The 18,853-nt window shown below is 42.6% G+C and carries 14 protein-coding genes; 6 read left to right on the forward strand and 8 right to left on the reverse strand.

Annotated features, from left to right (window positions below; all coding sequences use genetic code 11):
- Positions 1–106 precede the first annotated feature (106 nt).
- The 5 genes from CDG79_RS44290 to CDG79_RS32580 are packed head-to-tail and all read left to right on the forward strand — an operon-like array spanning position 107 to position 10,008.
- Entirely contained in the window at positions 107–1,300 is a 1,194-nt protein-coding gene (locus CDG79_RS44290) for a DNA methyltransferase (RefSeq protein ID WP_223278468.1), read from the forward strand.
- Positions 1,251–3,671 (forward strand): BREX-6 system adenine-specific DNA-methyltransferase PglX, encoded by a 2,421-nt coding sequence (gene pglX / locus CDG79_RS32565; protein WP_223278469.1) that lies wholly within the window; start codon positions 1,251–1,253, stop codon positions 3,669–3,671. The genes CDG79_RS44290 and pglX overlap by 50 nt, the downstream gene beginning before the upstream one ends.
- Positions 3,668–6,523: a BREX-6 system phosphatase PglZ gene (gene pglZ, locus CDG79_RS32570; protein ID WP_094345818.1), complete on the forward strand. Its 2,856-nt coding sequence runs from the start codon at positions 3,668–3,670 to the stop codon at positions 6,521–6,523. The genes pglX and pglZ overlap by 4 nt, the downstream gene beginning before the upstream one ends.
- A gap of 42 nt (positions 6,524–6,565) precedes the next feature.
- Entirely contained in the window at positions 6,566–7,885 is a 1,320-nt protein-coding gene (gene brxD / locus CDG79_RS32575) for a BREX system ATP-binding protein BrxD (protein ID WP_094345819.1), read from the forward strand.
- 2 nt (positions 7,886–7,887) lie between these two features.
- The gene (locus CDG79_RS32580) at positions 7,888–10,008 is read left to right on the forward strand and encodes a DEAD/DEAH box helicase (RefSeq protein ID WP_094345820.1); all 2,121 of its coding nucleotides are present in this window, start codon (positions 7,888–7,890) and stop codon (positions 10,006–10,008) included.
- A gap of 11 nt (positions 10,009–10,019) precedes the next feature.
- Here CDG79_RS32580 and CDG79_RS42970 read toward each other — a convergent pair whose 3' ends face one another.
- The 7 genes from CDG79_RS42970 to CDG79_RS32620 form a co-directional block, all read right to left on the reverse strand.
- Complete coding sequence (locus tag CDG79_RS42970; RefSeq protein WP_189525212.1) at positions 10,020–10,178, reverse strand: hypothetical protein; 159 nt, start codon at positions 10,176–10,178, stop codon at positions 10,020–10,022.
- Positions 10,179–10,389: 211 nt separating this feature from the next.
- Positions 10,390–11,238, reverse strand: a complete 849-nt coding sequence (locus CDG79_RS32585) for a hypothetical protein (RefSeq protein WP_094345821.1) — start codon at positions 11,236–11,238, stop codon at positions 10,390–10,392.
- Entirely contained in the window at positions 11,235–15,338 is a 4,104-nt protein-coding gene (locus CDG79_RS42975; protein WP_189525213.1) for an ATP-binding protein, read from the reverse strand. The genes CDG79_RS32585 and CDG79_RS42975 overlap by 4 nt, the downstream gene beginning before the upstream one ends.
- 96 nt (positions 15,339–15,434) lie before the next feature.
- Positions 15,435–15,569, reverse strand: coding sequence for a hypothetical protein (locus CDG79_RS45055; RefSeq protein ID WP_262985860.1), 135 nt, complete (start codon positions 15,567–15,569; stop codon positions 15,435–15,437).
- Positions 15,570–16,078: 509 nt separating this feature from the next.
- The gene (locus CDG79_RS32610; RefSeq protein ID WP_143855645.1) at positions 16,079–17,134 is read right to left on the reverse strand and encodes a hypothetical protein; all 1,056 of its coding nucleotides are present in this window, start codon (positions 17,132–17,134) and stop codon (positions 16,079–16,081) included.
- A gap of 208 nt (positions 17,135–17,342) precedes the next feature.
- Positions 17,343–17,900, reverse strand: coding sequence for a helix-turn-helix domain-containing protein (locus tag CDG79_RS32615; protein ID WP_223278470.1), 558 nt, complete (start codon positions 17,898–17,900; stop codon positions 17,343–17,345).
- Positions 17,893–18,114, reverse strand: coding sequence for a helix-turn-helix domain-containing protein (locus CDG79_RS32620; protein WP_223278471.1), 222 nt, complete (start codon positions 18,112–18,114; stop codon positions 17,893–17,895). The genes CDG79_RS32615 and CDG79_RS32620 overlap by 8 nt, the downstream gene beginning before the upstream one ends.
- A gap of 162 nt (positions 18,115–18,276) precedes the next feature.
- Between CDG79_RS32620 and CDG79_RS32625 the strand changes: the two genes are divergently transcribed.
- The gene (locus CDG79_RS32625; RefSeq protein WP_094345824.1) at positions 18,277–18,660 is read left to right on the forward strand and encodes a hypothetical protein; all 384 of its coding nucleotides are present in this window, start codon (positions 18,277–18,279) and stop codon (positions 18,658–18,660) included.
- A 6-nt stretch (positions 18,661–18,666) separates the two neighbouring features.
- Here CDG79_RS32625 and CDG79_RS44295 read toward each other — a convergent pair.
- Positions 18,667–18,853 (reverse strand): hypothetical protein (locus CDG79_RS44295; RefSeq protein ID WP_223278472.1); only part of this gene is annotated, 187 nt, incomplete at its 5' end.

Here is an 18,853-nt window from a genome sequence, read left to right on the forward strand (position 1 = left end):
GAATTGGGGATTGGGGATTGGGGATTGGGGGTTGGGAGTTGGGAGTTGGGAGTTAGGGATTGGGAGTTGAGTATTTATGCTTCTTATTCCCCATGCCCCATTCCCAATGTCCTATCTCACCCCTGAAGCTAAATCCAAATTATCCAGTACAATTCGTGCTTTAAGAGAACGTTTGCTTACTGATTTGCAAAACGCCGTAGAAAGCACGTATCGATTGTCGATTACTGCTGTAAGTAAAGCCGGATTAGCAGAAGAACAACGGGTAAAGCGGCAACGTTTAGAACAATGGTTAGATGAGCAATCCCGTAGTCAGGGTAAAAGTAAGAATCAAGAGTCGGAGATACGCGATCGCTATTTGAAAACGGCTGTTAAGCTCGCAGCTGCAACCTTGCTCAATCGGCTGGTAGTAATTAAGCAGATGGAAGCACACGGATTAATTAAACCTGCTGTATTAACCGGAGGTTGGCAGAGTCGGGGTTATCGGGAGTTTCGAGATTTTGCACCGGACTTGTGCAAGGATGAAACTGAGGGATACGGAACACTACTGCAATTACTCTACGATGAACTGGCTCAGGAGTTGCCAGGTTTGTTTGGCAATGTCGGAGTGACAGCACTATTCCCAATTCCAGCCAGTACCTTGAGAGCAGCAATTGAGGCTTTGGATGCAGCTGAATTAAAGGATGTTTGGCTCGATGATACAACTTTGGGGTGGGTTTACCAATACTGGAACGACCCAGAACGAGAAGCCCTAGATGCCAAATTAAAGGGGGGCAGGAAGGTAGAACCCCATGAAATTGCCAGCAAAACCCAAATGTTTACAGAGCGTTACATGGTGGAGTGGTTACTCCATAACAGTTTGGGGCAGATGTGGCTGGCAATGTGCAAAAAGCACGGTTGGACGGCTGAGGTTGAGGCAGATGGAACTTTAGCTCGTTTGGAAGCAAGGCGTAAAGAGTGGCGAGAAAAGCGCGAACGAACAGAGGTGGCTTTAGACGCATTAATGCCCATTGAACCGGGAATTGAAGAAAATTGGAAATATTGGGTTCCCCAACCATTAACCGCAGATGCAGTCACTCATGCACCAGAAAGTGTGCGATCGCTAAAAATCCTTGACCCTGCCACCGGTTCGGGGCATTTTTTGGTAATTGCCTTTGGACTGTTATTTGCACTTTATCAGGAAGAAGCAAGGCATCGGAGGGAAAATTGGAGCGATCGCCAAATTGTTGAGTCGATTTTAGAGAACAATTTATATGGTGTTGATATTGACCCCAGAGCAATACAAATTGCGGCGGCGGGGTGAGCAGTTAGCAGCAGGTATCAGATTTATCCGCATAGTGCGTGAGAACAGTTATGATTTGGTGATTGGCAATCCGCCTTATCAAGGGACGAGTAAGATGGCGGATGCTGGGTATATTACGAAGAATTACCCAAAAGGAAAGGAGAATTTGTATGCAGCGTTTTTGGAACGGGGTTTGCAATTAACAAGAGTTGGGGGTATCTCTGCCTTGCTGACGATGCGGAATTGGATGTTTATTCAGCAGTTTACACAGATTCGGGAATATTTACTCAGCTATTTTGATTTGAGATTACTAGGAGATGTAGATCGGGGTGGATTTGAAGAAGTGGTTGATGAAGTAGTTGCAACAGTTATGAGTGTGTTTCAAAAAGCAACACCAAATAAAGCATTTAGTATAGCAATCCAGCCAACTCCATTAGATGATAATTCACGAGATAGCGGACGAACAAAGCGGAAACGGGCAGCAATTTTATTACAAATAGGGCGGTTTGAATTTTGGAGCGAGCGCTTTGATGTTATCAAAGGAAAACCCCTTGTTTATTGGTGGGACAAAGAATTTCTCAACCGTTATGCTGAAGCACGGAAAATGGGAGATGAAACTGACGTTAAACAAGGGATGGCTACCGCGAATAATATTCGTTTCTTAAGACAGCATTGGGAAATAAACATAAATGGAATTTGGATTTGTTCTAGTAATCAAAATTTTGTTGATTTACCTAAAACCAAATGGGTTCCCTATATAAAAGGTGCATCTGGAAAGGTTTGGTTTGAACCACTAGATACTCTTATTCTATGGAAAAACTCATCTCTGGAAAAACAAGTTGTTTATGATTATTTAGGTTCAAAAGGAGGTGGTAACGGAACTCCAAGCCGTCAATTTTATTTTTGCGTTGGAATTGCATTTTCCATGATTGGAAATTCTTTTTCAGCACGTAAGCATCGATTTAGAAGTGTATTTGGGCATAAAGGTTCTTCTGTGTTTCCTGAACAAATACAAAATAGTGTTTGCTTGCTAAACAACAGCACTTCTCGCCATATTCTGACATCATTAAATCCAGGAATTGGTTTTGAAGTCGGAGATATTAAACGCCTTCCTCTCTTCCCCATAGAATCAGCGGACGAAATCTTCACCCAACTCGATGCAGCCTTCACCGAACACGAAGCCGCCCGCGAAACCTCTGTAGAATTCAAAAAACTAGATGTATCCGTCTGGAAGTATGCACAAGAATGGGCGCAAACAGCAGTAGACCGTGAACCTGGTACACTACTACCAAACTACGAACCTGTTTACGAACAACCACCCGCAACCAATTTCATCTCCTACGCCATCGGCGTAGCATTAGGACGATTTGGCGCAAATGGCGAAGGTATTCTCAAGCAAGTCCCCGCATTTGCACTCCCTCACGGTATCCTGTATCTCTCCGCCTACTCAGAAAAAGACACCCTAGAACACCCAAGCTGTAAACCCATTCAAGAAGCTTGGTACGAGTACGGCTCAATTATTGCCAAAGGAACCCAACTTCGCAAATGGTTGCGGTTATCTTTCTTTAAAGAAGTTCACTTGGGGATGTACGAAAGCCGCCCAATTTACTTTCCCCTTTCATCCCAACGTAAAAACTTTGTTGCCTTCGTCAGCATTCATCGCTGGGCTGACAACACATTGCAAACTTTATTAGCAGATTACCTCATCCCCGAACTCAGTCAACTAGAAGGCGAACTCAACGACCTAACCACAGCCAGACATCAAGGCGATAAAAAAACACAAACAAAAGCCGAAGAACGCTACAGCGAAGTACAAAAACTCCACGAAGAATTCAAAGCATTTATCGACCTCGTGAGACAGTGCGCGGAACAAGGGCCACTCCCAGCCAACGCCAGAGATATTAAGCGCGAAGTCGATGCCCGTTTCAAAATGGATTTGGACGACGGTGTGATGGTGAATAGTGCAGTCCTCTGGCCCTTACTCGAACCCCAGTGGAACCAACCCAAAAAATGGTGGTCAGAACTCTGCAACGCCGAAGGTAAAAAAGATTATGACTGGTCACATTTAGCCGCCCGTTATTTTCCCAAACGAGTTGAGGGTAAATGCAAACAAGATCCTTCCCTAGCTGTTGCCCACGGCTACTTTTGGAAATATCACCCAGCTAAAGCTTACGAATGGGAACTGCGCTTGCAAGATGAAATTTCTGAAGATTTTACTATTGAGGAAACAAATTCTGATACTTTGCGCCTAGCCTTTGCTAGAGAAAATCCCCAGCTAGTCAAGGAAATTATCGAGAAAGAAGAGAAGCGACGGGAACGCAAACGCAAAAAAGAAGAAACCCAAGAGGAAGATTACGGCCCTCTATTTGAGCAAGAAGAGGAGGCCGCATGACTCACTTAAATCCAATTACCGCAGTTTTGGAAGCAGAACTGAAGCGAGAACTGCGTCAACGCGGTATCGTTATTTGGCTAGATAAAGACGGGTACTACAACAGTTATGTTGATGAGTTAATCGCCCGTTATAACCGTGGTGACTTTTTTGCCCCAGTCGTTGGCTTTCGCGGCAGTTACTTAGAGATGGTACTTGCCCTGGAAACTTATGGCAATGGACTTGACCCCGAACCGTTGTTAATTCACATGCCCGGTCATACGGAAGAAACTATCCGCAAAACTCCTATTCTGGAACTTTACCGCGCCGGCTACCGTTTCCGCAAAGCCTTTGACACATTAATTCGGGAAGCAGTCACAGGGCGCATTAACCCTGCTAGTATCGAAAACTACCTTAACAATGGGATCACAGACTTACCATCTGCCGAGGTGTGGCTGCAAAATAACCTTTCCCAACCCCAGGACGGACTAGCGGCTTATTTAACAAGTCTGAGTTTGGAGTGGATTGTAGACGGTATCCTGGGCGAAGACAAAGTACTGCAATCGAGAATCAGCGACCAAACTGCTCTCAACACCTTAACAGAACATCTCTACCGTCACACAGGGATGAACACAGCCTTTGTGTGCTTCTTTCACGGCGACACACCCCTATCTTTCCTCGGTCTGGGCGAAACATTTGCCGCTTGGCTGATGTGCGTTGAGTATGTCCATGACCTCACTCGCCCTCCTCATCTTGATGCACTTCAACCCCTGACCCAACTTTCTCTACCCTTGCGAAAGACCTGCAAGCAACTTGTTGAATATCTGCGAAAACGCCATCCAGATATTTATGCAGCCAAAGCAGCAATTGTAGAATCCCATCTAGAACAAGAACTTAATCAAATTAGCCCCGAAGACCTGGGACAATTTGAAACCTTCCAGTGGGAAGAAACCGCCATTTTACAGGGTGCTGTACAAGCACTGCTGAGTGGGGAATTTCAGAAAGCCTTACAATGGTCACAATCTCACACCGAGTCTGCTTCATTTTGGCTAGAACGCGATCGCACTCGCAGATTAGAATGGTCATTAATCAAAGATGCAGCCACTTTGGGTTACATGATTCAAGGTTCAGGGCAGCTTAAGGGCAAACAAACCCTCAGAGAAGCTTTAGAATACTATACCCAAACTGGCTCTGAAGTAGACAAAGCACATCGCCGCTTTGAGCAACAGAGGTTAAAACTCCTAGAACCCACCTTACCCCACTTCGCCCAACTCCTAGAAGCTGCCGATAAACTTCGTTTTCAGTACCGCAATTGGGCTGATACGCTGGCACAAGATTTTGCCGTCATCTGCACCACAGAAAGCTTTTTACCCGATGATGGGCTTCAGCAACGCACTCTCTACGAGCAAGTAGTACACCCCCTCACCCAAGGTAATAAAAAAGTTGCTTACTTTCTGATTGATGCCTTCCGCTACGAAATGGCAACAGAACTTATCCAGGAATTTGAAGGGGCTGGTACTACCGTAACGTTGAAAGGGAGATATGCCGAATTACCCAGCATCACTGCTGTCGGGATGAACATCCTTGCCCCCGTTACCCAAAATGGTCGGGTAGTATTAGCGGGTAATGATGGTTTCAAAGGTTTTAAAACAGGTGAGTATACTGTGCGAAAGCCTGATGAGCGAGTCCGGGCAATGAGTGAGAAGAGTGTTGATAATATCAGTGCAGGTCGGAGAAAAGTTCGGGGTCTGACTCTGGCAGAAGTCTGCAATTGGTCAACCACCAGCCTCAAACAAAGCTGTGCTAATACCAATCTTGTTGTTGTTCACAGTAGAGAAATTGACGATGCAGGCGAAGCTAATGTAGGTTTAGCAACCTTTGAAACTTGGCTTCAACAAATCAAGTCAGCCTGGAACCACCTCAAAAGTATTGGTATAAATGAGTTTGTATTCACTGCTGACCACGGATTTCTCCTCCAAGACCAAACTACCCAAGAAAAACCCTATCGTGACTCCAATCGCCGTTATATTCTTGCCAAAGAACCCCGCTCCGAAGAAGGAATGGTAACAGTTTCTTTAAATGCCCTCAAATACGAAGGACAAGAAGGTTACTTACTATTCCGTAAAGATACTGCTGTTTTTGCTACTGGCAATCCTGGTGCTACCTTTGTACATGGTGGGAATAGCCTTCAAGAGCGAGTTATTCCTGTACTAACAGTATCCCACCGTCATCAGTCTCATTTGGCAATGGTGAAATATCTCATCGAAGCCAAACCAGAGCCAAGTATTTTAGACTGTAGCCGGATTCGGGTTAGGGTTAAACCCGCGCCTGTTGCCCAAGGCGTTCTCAGTTTTGTGGGAGCCAGGGAAATTAATGTCGCCTTGCGCGTGCCAGAGCGACCTGACATCCAAGTTACGATTAAGGATGCCCCTGGTGCAGAAGTCAAAAATCAGCAACTCCAAATTGCCGTCGAAGGAGATTGGATTGAGGTGCTTTTTGACCTCAAGGGACAGCGAGATGAGCGTGTCCGTCTGGAAATTTATCACCCAGATAATGTTGAAGATGTAGAGTCAATAGTTCCTCAAACTTATTTCAATGTCTCTGGATCATTGATCCAGGGTGAGGTTTCTGCGGCTACCGAATTACCCAAAAATACTGACTGGCAAGATAGTTTCGAGGATGAAACCGTTCGGCGTGTATTCTTCCACCTCCAGCAACATGGTTCAATCACAGAACCGGAACTAAACCAAATCCTTGGTTCAGCTAGACTGGTGCGGCGTTTCTCCTTAGATTTTGAGGAACACCTGAAGAAGGTTCCTTTCTCAGTCAGGATTGAAACAACCAGTAACGGTAAACGCTATGTCAAGCAAAATTAACAGATTAATGTATAAAAGTAAACGTATTAATTAAAATCAACTATGGCAATCAGTGAACGAGATATTGAGCATATTTTTGAGCGTCTTCGCTCCGGCGTTGTTCCAGAACGAGGGTTAGAAGCCTTTGCTGTCGGTATTGACAAACAGCGAACAGAAATTCATCGCCAATTTCAACTGGCAGCTAATAGCGAAGGTGTCTTCAAGTTCTTACGCGGTGGCTACGGCTGTGGTAAAACTTTTATGTCCCGTCTAGCCATCCTTGATGCCCAAGCTCAAGGTTTTGCCACTAGTTTTGTTGTCGTCTCTGATAACGATTTGCACTTTTACAAATTCGATGATGTTTATCGCAAAGTCGTTCAGGAATTGGGAACTAGTTCTTGTCCTAGAGGTGCTTTAAGCGATATTATCGATCGCTGGATTGCGCGTGTGGAAGATGCACTGATTGCTGGTGGGGCAGATGAAAACAGCGATGAGTTCGATACTTTAGTACAGCAACGCATAGAAGAAGAACTTGCTTCTCTTACAGGCGGTAAAGCTCCTGAAGATATGGCACGAGTTCTCCGTGCTATTTTTACTTTTAAGCAGAAAGGTGAAATTGCTGAAGCCAGCGCCTTGCTTTCTTGGCTTTCTGGTAGTGAAAATGTGGCTGCTACCGCTAAAAAAGCCGCAGGCATTAAGGGAGATATTGCTAGCCGAGATGCCCTAGACTATTTACACGGTATTCTCGAAATTGTCAAAGCCGCAGGCTACAAGGGACTGGTTATTGTCATTGATGAAGTAGAAACAGTACTGCGAATGCGGCATGATAGTCGAGGTAAATCTTTAAATGGAATTCGCCAAATCTGTGATGCCGCCGACCGTTACAGAGGATTATTATGGATTTATACGGGAACACCTGAATTTTTTGATACTAAACGTGGAGTTGCTGGACTAGAACCTCTGCATGACCGTATCCAATTTCTGACTCTTGCTGGCTTTGCTAACCCCCGCCAACCCCAGTTAGAACTCAAACCCTTTGATGCACGCCGTTTAAAAGAGGTGGCACTCAAATTGCGAGAAATTTACCCCACAGCCAATCGGACTGGAATTGTCAATAAAGTCACTTCAGAGTTTATTGAACGGCTAGTTACCAAAGTTACTGCTGGCTTTAAGGGAGACGTGGGAGTGGTTCCTCGACAATTTCTGCGCCAGTTTGTCAACATCCTTGATTTAGCATCAGAAAATGATGAATTTGACCCAATGAGCGCAGAAGGTTTTGAACCCACAGATTTAAATGAAGTAGAATTGCTCATCCGTGAAGGTCGTACTTATTTTGACGAAGAACCTGCGGATATTCAAGGTTACGCAGCTGTGGAGTTCTAGCCATGACTTCAGCCTTTGCTCGCTTTCCTCCCCGTTTGCAAGCCGCTATTGTCTCCAACTTAGGGTGGTCTTCTCTGCGTCCTGTCCAAGAACTGGCAGGACATACACTGCTCGACGGTAATAATGCAATTGTTCTAGCCCCTACAGCTGGTGGCAAAACGGAAGCTTCTATATTTCCATTACTAGCAATGTTAATGGAACGCGAGCCTGAAGGAGTTGGACTAATATACATTGCACCAATTAAAGCTTTGTTGAATAATCAAGCTGAACGTTTGGGGCATTACACCGAAATGGTAGGTCTAAGGCGCTTTCTTTGGCATGGGGATATTAAAGATCAGGAAAAGCGTGCCTTTATTAAAGAGCCGACAGCACTATTGATGACCACTCCTGAGTCATTAGAGGTGATGCTGCTATCCGCCAAAGTCCCCCACACAAAAATCTTTGGCGATATGCGTGCTTTAATAATTGATGAAGTTCATGCCCTAGCTGGTACAGACCGAGGGGCCCATCTCATGTCCGTTGTGGAACGGCTAGTTCGTTACACCAATAACGACGTGCAGCGCGTTGGACTTAGTGCCACCGTTGGTAATCCGGTAGATATTTTGCATTGGCTCCAAGGTACATCAAAACGTCCAGGTTACGTTGTCGATCCGCCCAAAGTTCCCTCAAAAAAGGATTTGCGCGTTTATCTGCGTGATACGTTAGGTGCGATCGCTCAAGATGCCAGTCAGATAACGCAGAGCAAAAAAAGCCTGTTTTTTTGCCAAAGTCGATCTTTGGCTGAAGAAATTGCCGAACGGATGCGTAACCGAGGTACAGATGTCTTTGTCCACCATAGTTCTGTCTCCCTAGAAGAACGAACAGCCGCAGAAGAACGTTTTCATAGAGGGACAAATGCCAGCATTATTTGCACCTCCACTCTAGAGTTGGGCATTGATGTTGGCGACCTCGATTTAGTATTGCAAGCTAATGCCCCTTCTACAGTCTCATCCTTCCTCCAGCGCTTGGGTCGTACTGGACGGAGAACAGGGCAACAAGCTAATACTACATTTTTCTGTGAAAATGTAGAGACAGTATTGCAAGCGATCGCCATCATTGAACTAGCTAGGAAAGGCTGGGTCGAATCTATACCGAATCAGACACGCGCATGGCCCGTACTTGTACATCAGCTACTAGCACTCACTCTCCAATTTGGTGGCATTAGCCCAGAACTCTGCTGGGGGCAACTTTCAGTAGTTCCTGATTTTTCAGGCATAACCCATTCAGAATTTGAAATACTCATCAAACACATGATTCAGGAGGATTTCCTATTTCTAGCTGGTGGGCTACTATCGATGGGAGAAAAAGCAGAACGAGTGTTTGGGCGTAAAAACTTTATGGAAGTTTACGCTGTTTTTAGTAGCCCAGTTCTCTATAAAGTTCAAACACCAGCAGGTTACACTGTAGGCTCTTTAGAGCAAGCTTTTGTCGATAAATTAGTTGCACAGATGAGTTCATTTCTTCTCGGTGGTCGGGCTTGGACAGTTATGCATGTTAGCCATGAGGAACGCACAGTTGGAGTTGTTCCAGCCCCCCGTGGTAAAAAACCAAGCTGGGGTGGCTTTGCCCCACAGCTACTAGGCTTTGAACTTTGTCAGCAAATTGCGGAAATATTGCACTCAGAAAGTACTATTCCTTACATTGATGCTAAGACGCAAGTTGTGTTAGATGAGTACCGTTCTGATCTCAGGCCATTAATAACAGAAGTTCAATCAAGCATACAATTAGAACCAGATCGGGCGCTGTGGTGGACTTTCGCAGGTGGACAAATTAATCACACCCTTAAATACGGTTTGCAATTTCACCATGATTGGAAGATTACCTCTGACAACTTCAAGTTAAAAATTGAAGGCGATAGTGTTGGTTATGCAACTTTAAGTTTAGCGATCGCTCAGATGAGTACTCCTACCTTTTGGGAAACTCCAGCTACCCAGCGCTTCATCCTTTTGCAGTTACCTGAGTATCGCTTAAGTAAGTTTCAACGAGCATTACCTGAAGTTTACTCTTTAGAGATGATTAGCAATTATTTACTAGATATCCGTGGGGTAATTAATTTTTTAAAGCAGACAAGCGATCGTTCCTAGATAAATGCCAACTATCCGCTCTTCTGCTCGGTTAACTCTGGAATTTCAACAGCAGTAACGGTAATTGTTGCTGTAGCTGGGTTTTCTTCAAGGTCTTGGTTATCTGATGGCGTGTCGTCACTGAATGCAGCAGGGGTAGGCTTTTTACGTTTAGAGGATGGTTTATTCATGTTTCCACCTCTTTTAGTTCGTGATGTTTGCTCAGAATCTAGTCTCTAGCTGTAATCACTCTTTGAGAGAGACTGCTAAGGACAGAGAATTGACAGTGCCAATATGAATCATTAAAACTCATTCCAAAATCTACGCCCAGAACTTCTTCAATTTGGAGTCATGTCGATGTATTATTTTATTAACTTACAGTTACTACAAATAAGGGTTAAGTTAAGAAGATACAGCAGGTGGCGAAATTGCACTAAAATCTCTTTCTAATAAATAACGCGCTTGTAAAGTTGCCATTCCCACAGCCCAACCAACTAAACAAGTTAAAGCTTCGTCAATTTCCTCATTACAAAGTCTTAGCAGATTCAGCAAATTATTTCGATGCCAAGGCCACGAAGAAACTAATCGGTGGTGATCATTTTTCAACTTATTATGTTTTTCTGCCATTTCTTTTTCTAGGAAATCCCAACCTTCATTAGAGATATCAAATTCATCTGCTAGGCTTATACCTACAAAAAAATCTTTTCCATTTTGCAAAGAAGCACCATCATGAAAGAAATGATTTCGGATAACATAAGAAACGCCAATAGCCCAACCATAATTTAATTTAAGAAAGTAAGCGGTGTAATAAGATGAATATTTGCTTTCTTTGATAAAGTGGGTTAATAATTGTGGTGGATTACTCCGATCTTTACAGGTTGATTCAGTACAAATTAATGGAGCAATAGCAGTTGTAATTGAGTCGCATATACTCCAGGTCATCGAAATATAGCCTTGGAAACCCAATATTCGAGCATTGCTAAAAGGAATCTTTATTCCATGATAGTCAACAATATCTGTACTGGGGTCTGTAATCAAAGGCAGTTTTTGTAGTAGTTTGTGGGCATTTTCTCTAGGATTTAAGAGATCACATATAGAAGATAACTGATTGGCTATAGTCTCAAATTTTCTAATTTCATCTATACAATCAGTATGTATAGATGGTGAAGAGATCGAACTTAAAGTGGTAACTATCAGTCGTAAATCACTTGCACTTTGCTGTAGACGCTGTTTCAACTTTTCTGCTGTCATTCTTCGATCTCTTCTTTAACTCGTTCAATTTCACTAGTTAATTCTGCTTGTGCTGATTGAAGCATCCATTCCCTGAATGGAATTAAGATAGAATCAGTTTCAGCTTCTAATCGTTGCTGTGCCGTTTCTACTGCCATTTGAAAATTTGCAGGCACTTCACCTATAGTCGATATCGACATTTTTGGCTCAGAATTCTTTAAAGCGTGAAAAATTGAGTATTTGTGCCGATCATCAAATCGAACTGCTAAGGAGCAAGCTTCATGGGCAATTTTACGCCAAGCAGGAGAGTCATCTGGGTAGTAGCCGGCAAATTTTGACCATTGATAAATTTTACGAGGATTTTCCCGTATTCTGGCATCTGTAAGCTTCTCTACAACCAAATCTGCCGTAATTATTCCAGTTGGATCAACATCAACTAGATACCGAGGAAAACCATACAACAACATTGGAGAAGAATCAGTGTATGATAGCAACTTTGTAATGAAGTTTCGTATTGTGATATCGCCAGCTTGCTCTGAAGAAATAGGGTCAATCCATTGAGATAATCTTTGTCGACTAGGTAATACTCTGATATTAGAACCATCGGGTTCTGAAACCATTTGAATTCGTTTTTCTACAGTACTAACAAGCCATTCCAAATCTGGCTTACCAAGCATTTTCAAAAAATCTTGCACATGATGAACACTTGTACCACCAAGATCATCAATGTCAGGTAAACGTAAAACTAGATTCAGTATCCAGTTTTTTAAGGAATGATTGATTGCTTGCTCTACATTTTTAGTGAGTGAACGCATTGCATAGTCTAATGATTGCAAAAATGCACTTAACGCACTGGGTAATTGCTTACGATCAAGTTTATTAAGGGTTGTCTCTACTGTATTTTTGATTTGTTCTAAACTAGAAAAGAAGATGCCACCAAGTAAACCTACAAAGCGGACAGCCGAGTTAGTCTGCAAAAAATGCTCTTGTTGCTCCAGCACAATACCTACTTCTAGCTCAGTAATAGTTAACCCAGTACCTTCATAGATTACTTGAATAAGTTGCACAATTTTTTCGCTGGTGTTTACCCATTCCAGAAGTTGCTTAAGCACTATGATTGTTGCTGGAGGATTATTTTGCCGCGTAGTCCAAATCCAACCTTGACAAAGCCTTATGGCAAACTGGAACTCTGGAGTTTCGATAGCTAGCTGCAATGCTTCCTCAACAAACTTACGCACAGATTGGGATTGGTGTGCTTTAGTACTTAGATGAGAAGCTACAATGAATAGCCTAGATACTTGGTCGGGATTTCCTAAAAATTTCACACCATTCTGAACAAAGTCATGAATGCTCTGTGGATTATTTAAAGTGGCTAAATTGTTACTTATTTCATCTGCCCACTGTCCTAAAACTTCGTAATTTTCCCAAATAATGAGTGGAGCATATTGCGGAAATAGTTCACTACCTTTAAATAGATTTTCACACTGGATTGCTAATTTTTTTACTTCAGGATCTTTGTCAAATTTGTAATGCCAATCCCATATTTCACGGGCAGCAGCAAGTTCTTGAATATCAACATTTTGTGACTCTAGGAAGTTAGCTACCCACTGTAAATCTTGAATTAGAACAGTACGAAATTCTTCAGAATGGGCATTATAATAGGAAACAGTAGATTTTCGAATATCAGAGCTATGCGAATTTGAAAACTCAGCTTCTAACAGTAAATCCTCAGTTATTGTAGTATGGTCTTCAGAATAAGAAATTGCACGATTAATTTCTCCATGTGCATACGCTAACAAATTCCATAAAAGTGTCGCCTGTGTGGATTGAAGTTTTTTCTCCAACAAGATTTCTTTGATTTTTGTACGAAGCGAATCTCTAATTCGCCACTCAGACTGACCTACTGTAATTGTCCATCTTTGGATTTTAACCCTTCGCCCATCAAAACTTGTACTTTCCTGCTCAATAGATAATAGAGGCTTAACTAAAGTATTAAGAAGTAGCTCCTGGTCTTGAGTAATATTGCCTTGTAAATAGATATTTTGTAATAAATCATTTGCTTTATCCAATGCAGATGTTTCAAAACCCCCACAGAATTCTAACTGACCTTTTATAAGTCTAGGTAAAATGATCTCTGCTCTGTTACCGTCATTGGGCAATCCCTGCGGCCTACGATTCGCAATATCACGTTCTTTAATTACTAAATCACACAACAGAGAGAGGATTGTCATTTGTTCGCTAGAGGTTTGAGCATAAGGAGCCGTATCATAAATAATCCTGGGTAGTGCTAATATTAAGTCATCATGGGTAATGATTCGTTGTCCAAAAATAGTTGAAACAATTTCTGATTCTGAGTTTGAAGCTAGTATTTGTCTTAAAAGGGTCAGAACATTAGAGACATGAGCAAAGGAAATTTCATTCAAAAGACTAAGGTATCCTAATTTCTCACGCGCATTCATTGCTGAAACTTGTTCACACCAGTTTACTATAAGGGTTCCTAAAATATTGACAGGATTTGTATATAACTGTTGATTTAATTCAAATCTGGCAAGACTTCTTAATAGCAATTTTTGAATATTTGAAACTTCTGCTGAGTTTTTCAAGATTTCGCTGACTTCTGTAACGATCTCTAATGCCTCAGAAGATGGCTCATTATCTCCATATCTGGTTTTATAAATTAACCAATTTTGCAAAATATAATCCGCTAAGACATCTGGTTTAATTTTTAACAGCCGATTACGCGCTCCTCGTTCAAAGATTACATTACGGCTGATCAGACTATCAAAATATCGCTGAAGTTCTGTGGTATTTTTAAATGCAACCTTTACTCGAATCCACTCAACTACTTCAGCATCTTCTCGATTTACTGTATCAAACAGTGCTATCCAACGCAAAAGATTCAGGATTTGCTCGGAGGGAATACTCTGTTGCTGTGTAATAATTTCTTTTAAATATTCAGATGCCAACCCTTCTACTTCTTGTGGTATTGTCTCAAGATTACCTTTGCTCTCAAGTAATTTAGTGGCGATCGCCATCCAGATTGGGTAGTCATAATATTGAGCAATCCTGGTAGCAGTTTCCATTTTCCAATTGGCTGTCTTTGTTTGCAGAGAGCCAAATTCTAGAAGTTCTTGACAGAAAGCAACTGCTGCACTTTCTTCTAGAGGTTCTAACGGCAACTCTTCAACTATCTGTCCCATCCGAGTTCCCTGAAGATATTTCAAAACCAGATCGTTAGGAGAGCGAACAGCAATGGCAACTTTCCAGCTCCTAGCACGGCCGCCAGAAATTTGTTCCACTAACGTTTTTAACACTGTTGCATCATCAGGTTCATCAATCAAAAGCAACGTAGGATGTTCGGCAATTATCCCCATAAACCATGAACTGGTTGTTGTCATTGTTGCCACATTTGCCCAAAGCACCTGCCATCCCTCTGGCAAAGCCTGAGTTTTTGCACCTTCCAGAAGAAATCGGGTTTTACCAATGCCTCCTGCCCCATGAATCACAAGAATTTTCTTCTTGACATCAGTTATAAAATTTTTGTACTGCTCTAATTCCGTTTTTCTCCCCTGATAATGAGTATCTAGGGCATGAGGATGATCGAATCCTTGCGATCGCACCTGTTCATGCGCTTCAGCAATTCCTAAGAAAACACGCGTTTCTCCACCAAAATAAGCTTGCTTCAGGTCAGGATACTTATGTAGACGAGTCTCAATTTCTGATTTAGTCCAATAGGATATTTTTAACGCCAAAGCATCGAATAGAGGCTTAACATCTTTAATCCATTTCTGTTCATCACCGGGATTAAATGCAACATTACTTATCAAAATCCATTCTTGCACTCCCTGCCAAATTTCTTGCGATTTACCAGGCGTTGCTAAATATTTAGCAATATTCTTAGCTTCTTTTTTGGCATCTCTGATAGCTAAAGAGAAAGCCTCATCTCGATGAAACTTCATTTGATAAATAATCCGCCCATCTCCTGAACGTGCATCCTGGGCATAATCTTTTCCTGAGCGGACGTAAACACGAGCTTCGTGATCTTCAAGAAGGATGAGGGAACAAATCAAATCTTGAAATGTATAACCGCTTCTAATTAGTCCCCAGTTGATATCAGACATACAGGTTCGCTCAATGGCAATCCCTATTTTACTTCAACTATCTTGGCGTATTTGATTTAATGGAGAATGAATGTATTTCATAAAAAATCTACGTTTTTACTGAAAAGGGCTATTATCACTTGCTTTTAAGTCATTTTTCGCATTAAACTCCCGAAGAAGTTTAATTAAAACCATCAGCACAGTTGCCAGTACCACTATCTGCTGCCCTATCAACTGCTTCGCTTCAGCCATGCTTGCCGTACTCCATTTGGTAGATTGTTTAGTGCAGTCCTGTGTGGGGCGCGTTTTTCATTACTGCGATGAAGATTTTTTCTCTATGAAGCTCAAAATTTCTTCCTCAAACTCAGTCAAATAAGGACGCTTCAACTCCCCCAAGTGCTTCAGAACAGCACGCGCAGCTTCTTCCAAGTTTTCCTTTTCCCGTAGACTATGAATGCGTAGGCGTAGCCCTCCGCAGGCATCGCTTTTAGAGAAATGCCAGTTATCTACATCTTCTGAGATTCTATTAAGTTTTGTTGATTTATAGCCAGTTGTACAGTGGGAACTGAACTCTGTTGAGCGCTGTATGAATCATGTAGAGGGGTTCTACAGCACTCAATTAAACAACTGGCTCCGGCTGGATGTCAAGAAGCGGGAAGTTTTATCTTTTCCCTCGTACAACTTCTTCACTGTCCCGTTGTGTTGCTAACTCCATTGAAACTGCAACCCAAACACATTGGATGCCAATTTGCCAAAATTGTTTAGGGTGTTATCTCTCCACCGTATTCAGACTCTAGTACATTCAACAATTTTTCTTCCACCGCAGTCAAATAAGCCCGATTCAGCTTTCCCAACGACTCCAAAAACCTCTGCACCGACTCCTCCAACGCGCTCGAGTACACTCGACTCAGGCGATCGCAAATCACCTGCATCTGCTGACATTCCGCAGGTAGGTAGTTGAAGGACTTCAGGTGCTGCAACCCAACAGTGTACTCACAATCCCACATTCTCACTGTACAGCTAAACTCGTTCACTGCGCTGACAATTGCCCAATAGCCACCTTTGCCTCTCAGTTCGGGATTGTCCTTAGCAAGAATTTGGCACACTTCACCTAAATGGTAGGTGTTGGGTATTCTGGTACGTTCCATAATTTTCTGCACCACATCAGTGACGATCCTGGCACTGGGAACTTTACCGCCAGCCTTCTGTACCGCCCGTTGCCAAACTTTAACCTGCTGCTGGGGTTCTAGCTTTGCCAGAGGGCGCACTTGTCCTTCATTAGTTGGCAGGATTCGTGAGAGGTTAGGTCGAGTTTTGTCTACTTCCTCGTTTTGGGAACAATTTGTTCCCATTTCATCCACTTCTCCATTTTGGGAACAATTTGTTCCCGTTTCATCCGCTTCTCCATTTTGGGAACAATTTGTTCCCGTTTCATCCACTTCCTCATTTTGGGAACAATTTGTTCCCATTACTATGTTGTCAAATACTACAGAACCAGCTATTAGATAATTGACTCGGCGATGGGTGTATCCAAATCTATCACGACAATACTCCTCAAATGTGCGATGAGTGGATCTGTATAACCTGCGATCGCGCAACTGAGCCAATGCCTTGCCTGCCTCAAAAAACGCCCGTTCCACTTTCCTCTCCAGGAGTAAGCGATCGCTAATTTCCTGCTCGGTTAGCTCTGGAACTTCAACAGCAGTAACGGTAATTGTTGCTGTAGCTGGGTCTTCTTGCTGAGAGATATCCTCGTTTGTTAAATCGGTAGATGCGGGAGAAGTGGCTTTTTTGCGTCTAGAAGGTGGTTTAGACATGATTCCACCTTTTCTAGTTCAATGCTATTTGCTGAAAGTCAATTGCAAAGTAGATTTTGAATGTAATAGGTCGCTGAGATCGTTCCACAAAGAAGATAGAGTGGAGGATAAAAGACTCGATAGCAGCAAAATAAATCATTAGACTACAACTTCCTAAATTTACACTTAAGCCAATAATGGCAAAGCATGAGGCTTTACACTGAGCCGTTTAAGCCTCATCAATGTCCTCCATGTAAATTAAGAAATCACCAGGTTGAGCCTTTAGCTTTTTACAAATAACTTCAACTGTTGTCCTATCGGGATAAATATCTCTATCTCTCCAGAGCCTAAAAGCAGTCGCTCTGGGCAATCCAGTGATTTGCCAAAATTTATTGGCGCTTGGAATCCCTTTTTCTTTTCCAAATTCTTGAATCCTATTTGACAAACATCCTTTCGTATCAGAACCAAGATTTTCTGGGAAAGGAATTCTCCGATTTACATTTAGAGGAGGTTGAAACCAGTCAATTAAAGCTTGCTCAACTTGAGGTAAAAGCCTTTTATCTTGAATCAACAGATAAGCGATTTTTACCTCTTCCATTGCCTCTAACCAAATAATTTGGTGATGGGAGTTCCATCGTAATCGTGGATTAACTGATCTTCCTATGTACTGGATCACGCCTTGAGAATCAATTGCGAAATAAATGCAAGGCTGGCTAGGTAGCTGTGATCGCTCATTAAGGGCCACTGAGGGTAGCGACAAAGGATTAATGGTCTGAGGATTAATCATCTTTGCTCTTCTCCTCTGCCGGAAACCACTCTAATATCTCTCCTGGTTGAATCCTGTAAGTTTCGCAAAGAGCTTCCAGAATCTTGGAGGATGGAATGTAAGTAGGATCTGCTGCTAATTTGTACCCCGTCGTGTCAGAAATTTTGGCATCTTGAATCATTCGATAAGCTGACAGCCCTCGACTCTCTAAAAATTGCTTGATTTTATTTCGCATAGGCATAACCTCTATACTACTACGACTATTATACCCCAAAAATATATAGTGTAAATATTGCAATAGTACAAAAATTTTGGTAGCATTAAATTATAGAGAAAGCGCCCCTGACTACCAATCCGAAGCGCTTCTCTTGCCCTAAATTTAAAGAGCCTTTCAATTATGACTCACATTATCTACAGCCAACAACAGCTGCAACTGAAATCCATTGCCCGACTCAAGCAAATCTACAGCGAAATCGCCTGCACAGCCGAAGTAAGCGACAAACGCTGTAAGGATGCCTGGATTTCCGCCATTGTTAACTATCAAGCCAGCAAGATTCAGAAACTTACCCTCGCTGCCCCCGACAACCAAGCCCTCGCTCAAGCCGAACTCGACCACTTCATCGCTGACCAAGCCCAAGCCATAGCTCTCGAACCCCTCACAATAGTCGAAATCTCTTTTGATCATCACGAATATTACGCTGGTAATCAACTGGTAGCCAGTATCAGCCATGACGACAACCACTTAACGCAACGCTGGGTAGTCATGGTCGAATGGCACTAAGAAAAGCTACAAACCTTGCTGCATAAGCATTACAAGTATTAATGCGTTAATAGCAGTGGGCGCTTGGCTGCGATCGCTATTTTTTGTAGAGGCTGTGAAATGGAAGCGATAACGGTGGAGGGTTGCCCAAAAAGTTTTTGAAGGTAGAAAAAGCTTACTCGTCTGTGAAATACTTTTTTTGAGACGAGCAAGC

The organism is Nostoc sp. 'Peltigera membranacea cyanobiont' 232, from assembly GCF_002245985.1.
In the GTDB taxonomy this organism is placed as follows: Bacteria; Cyanobacteriota; Cyanobacteriia; order Cyanobacteriales; family Nostocaceae; genus Nostoc.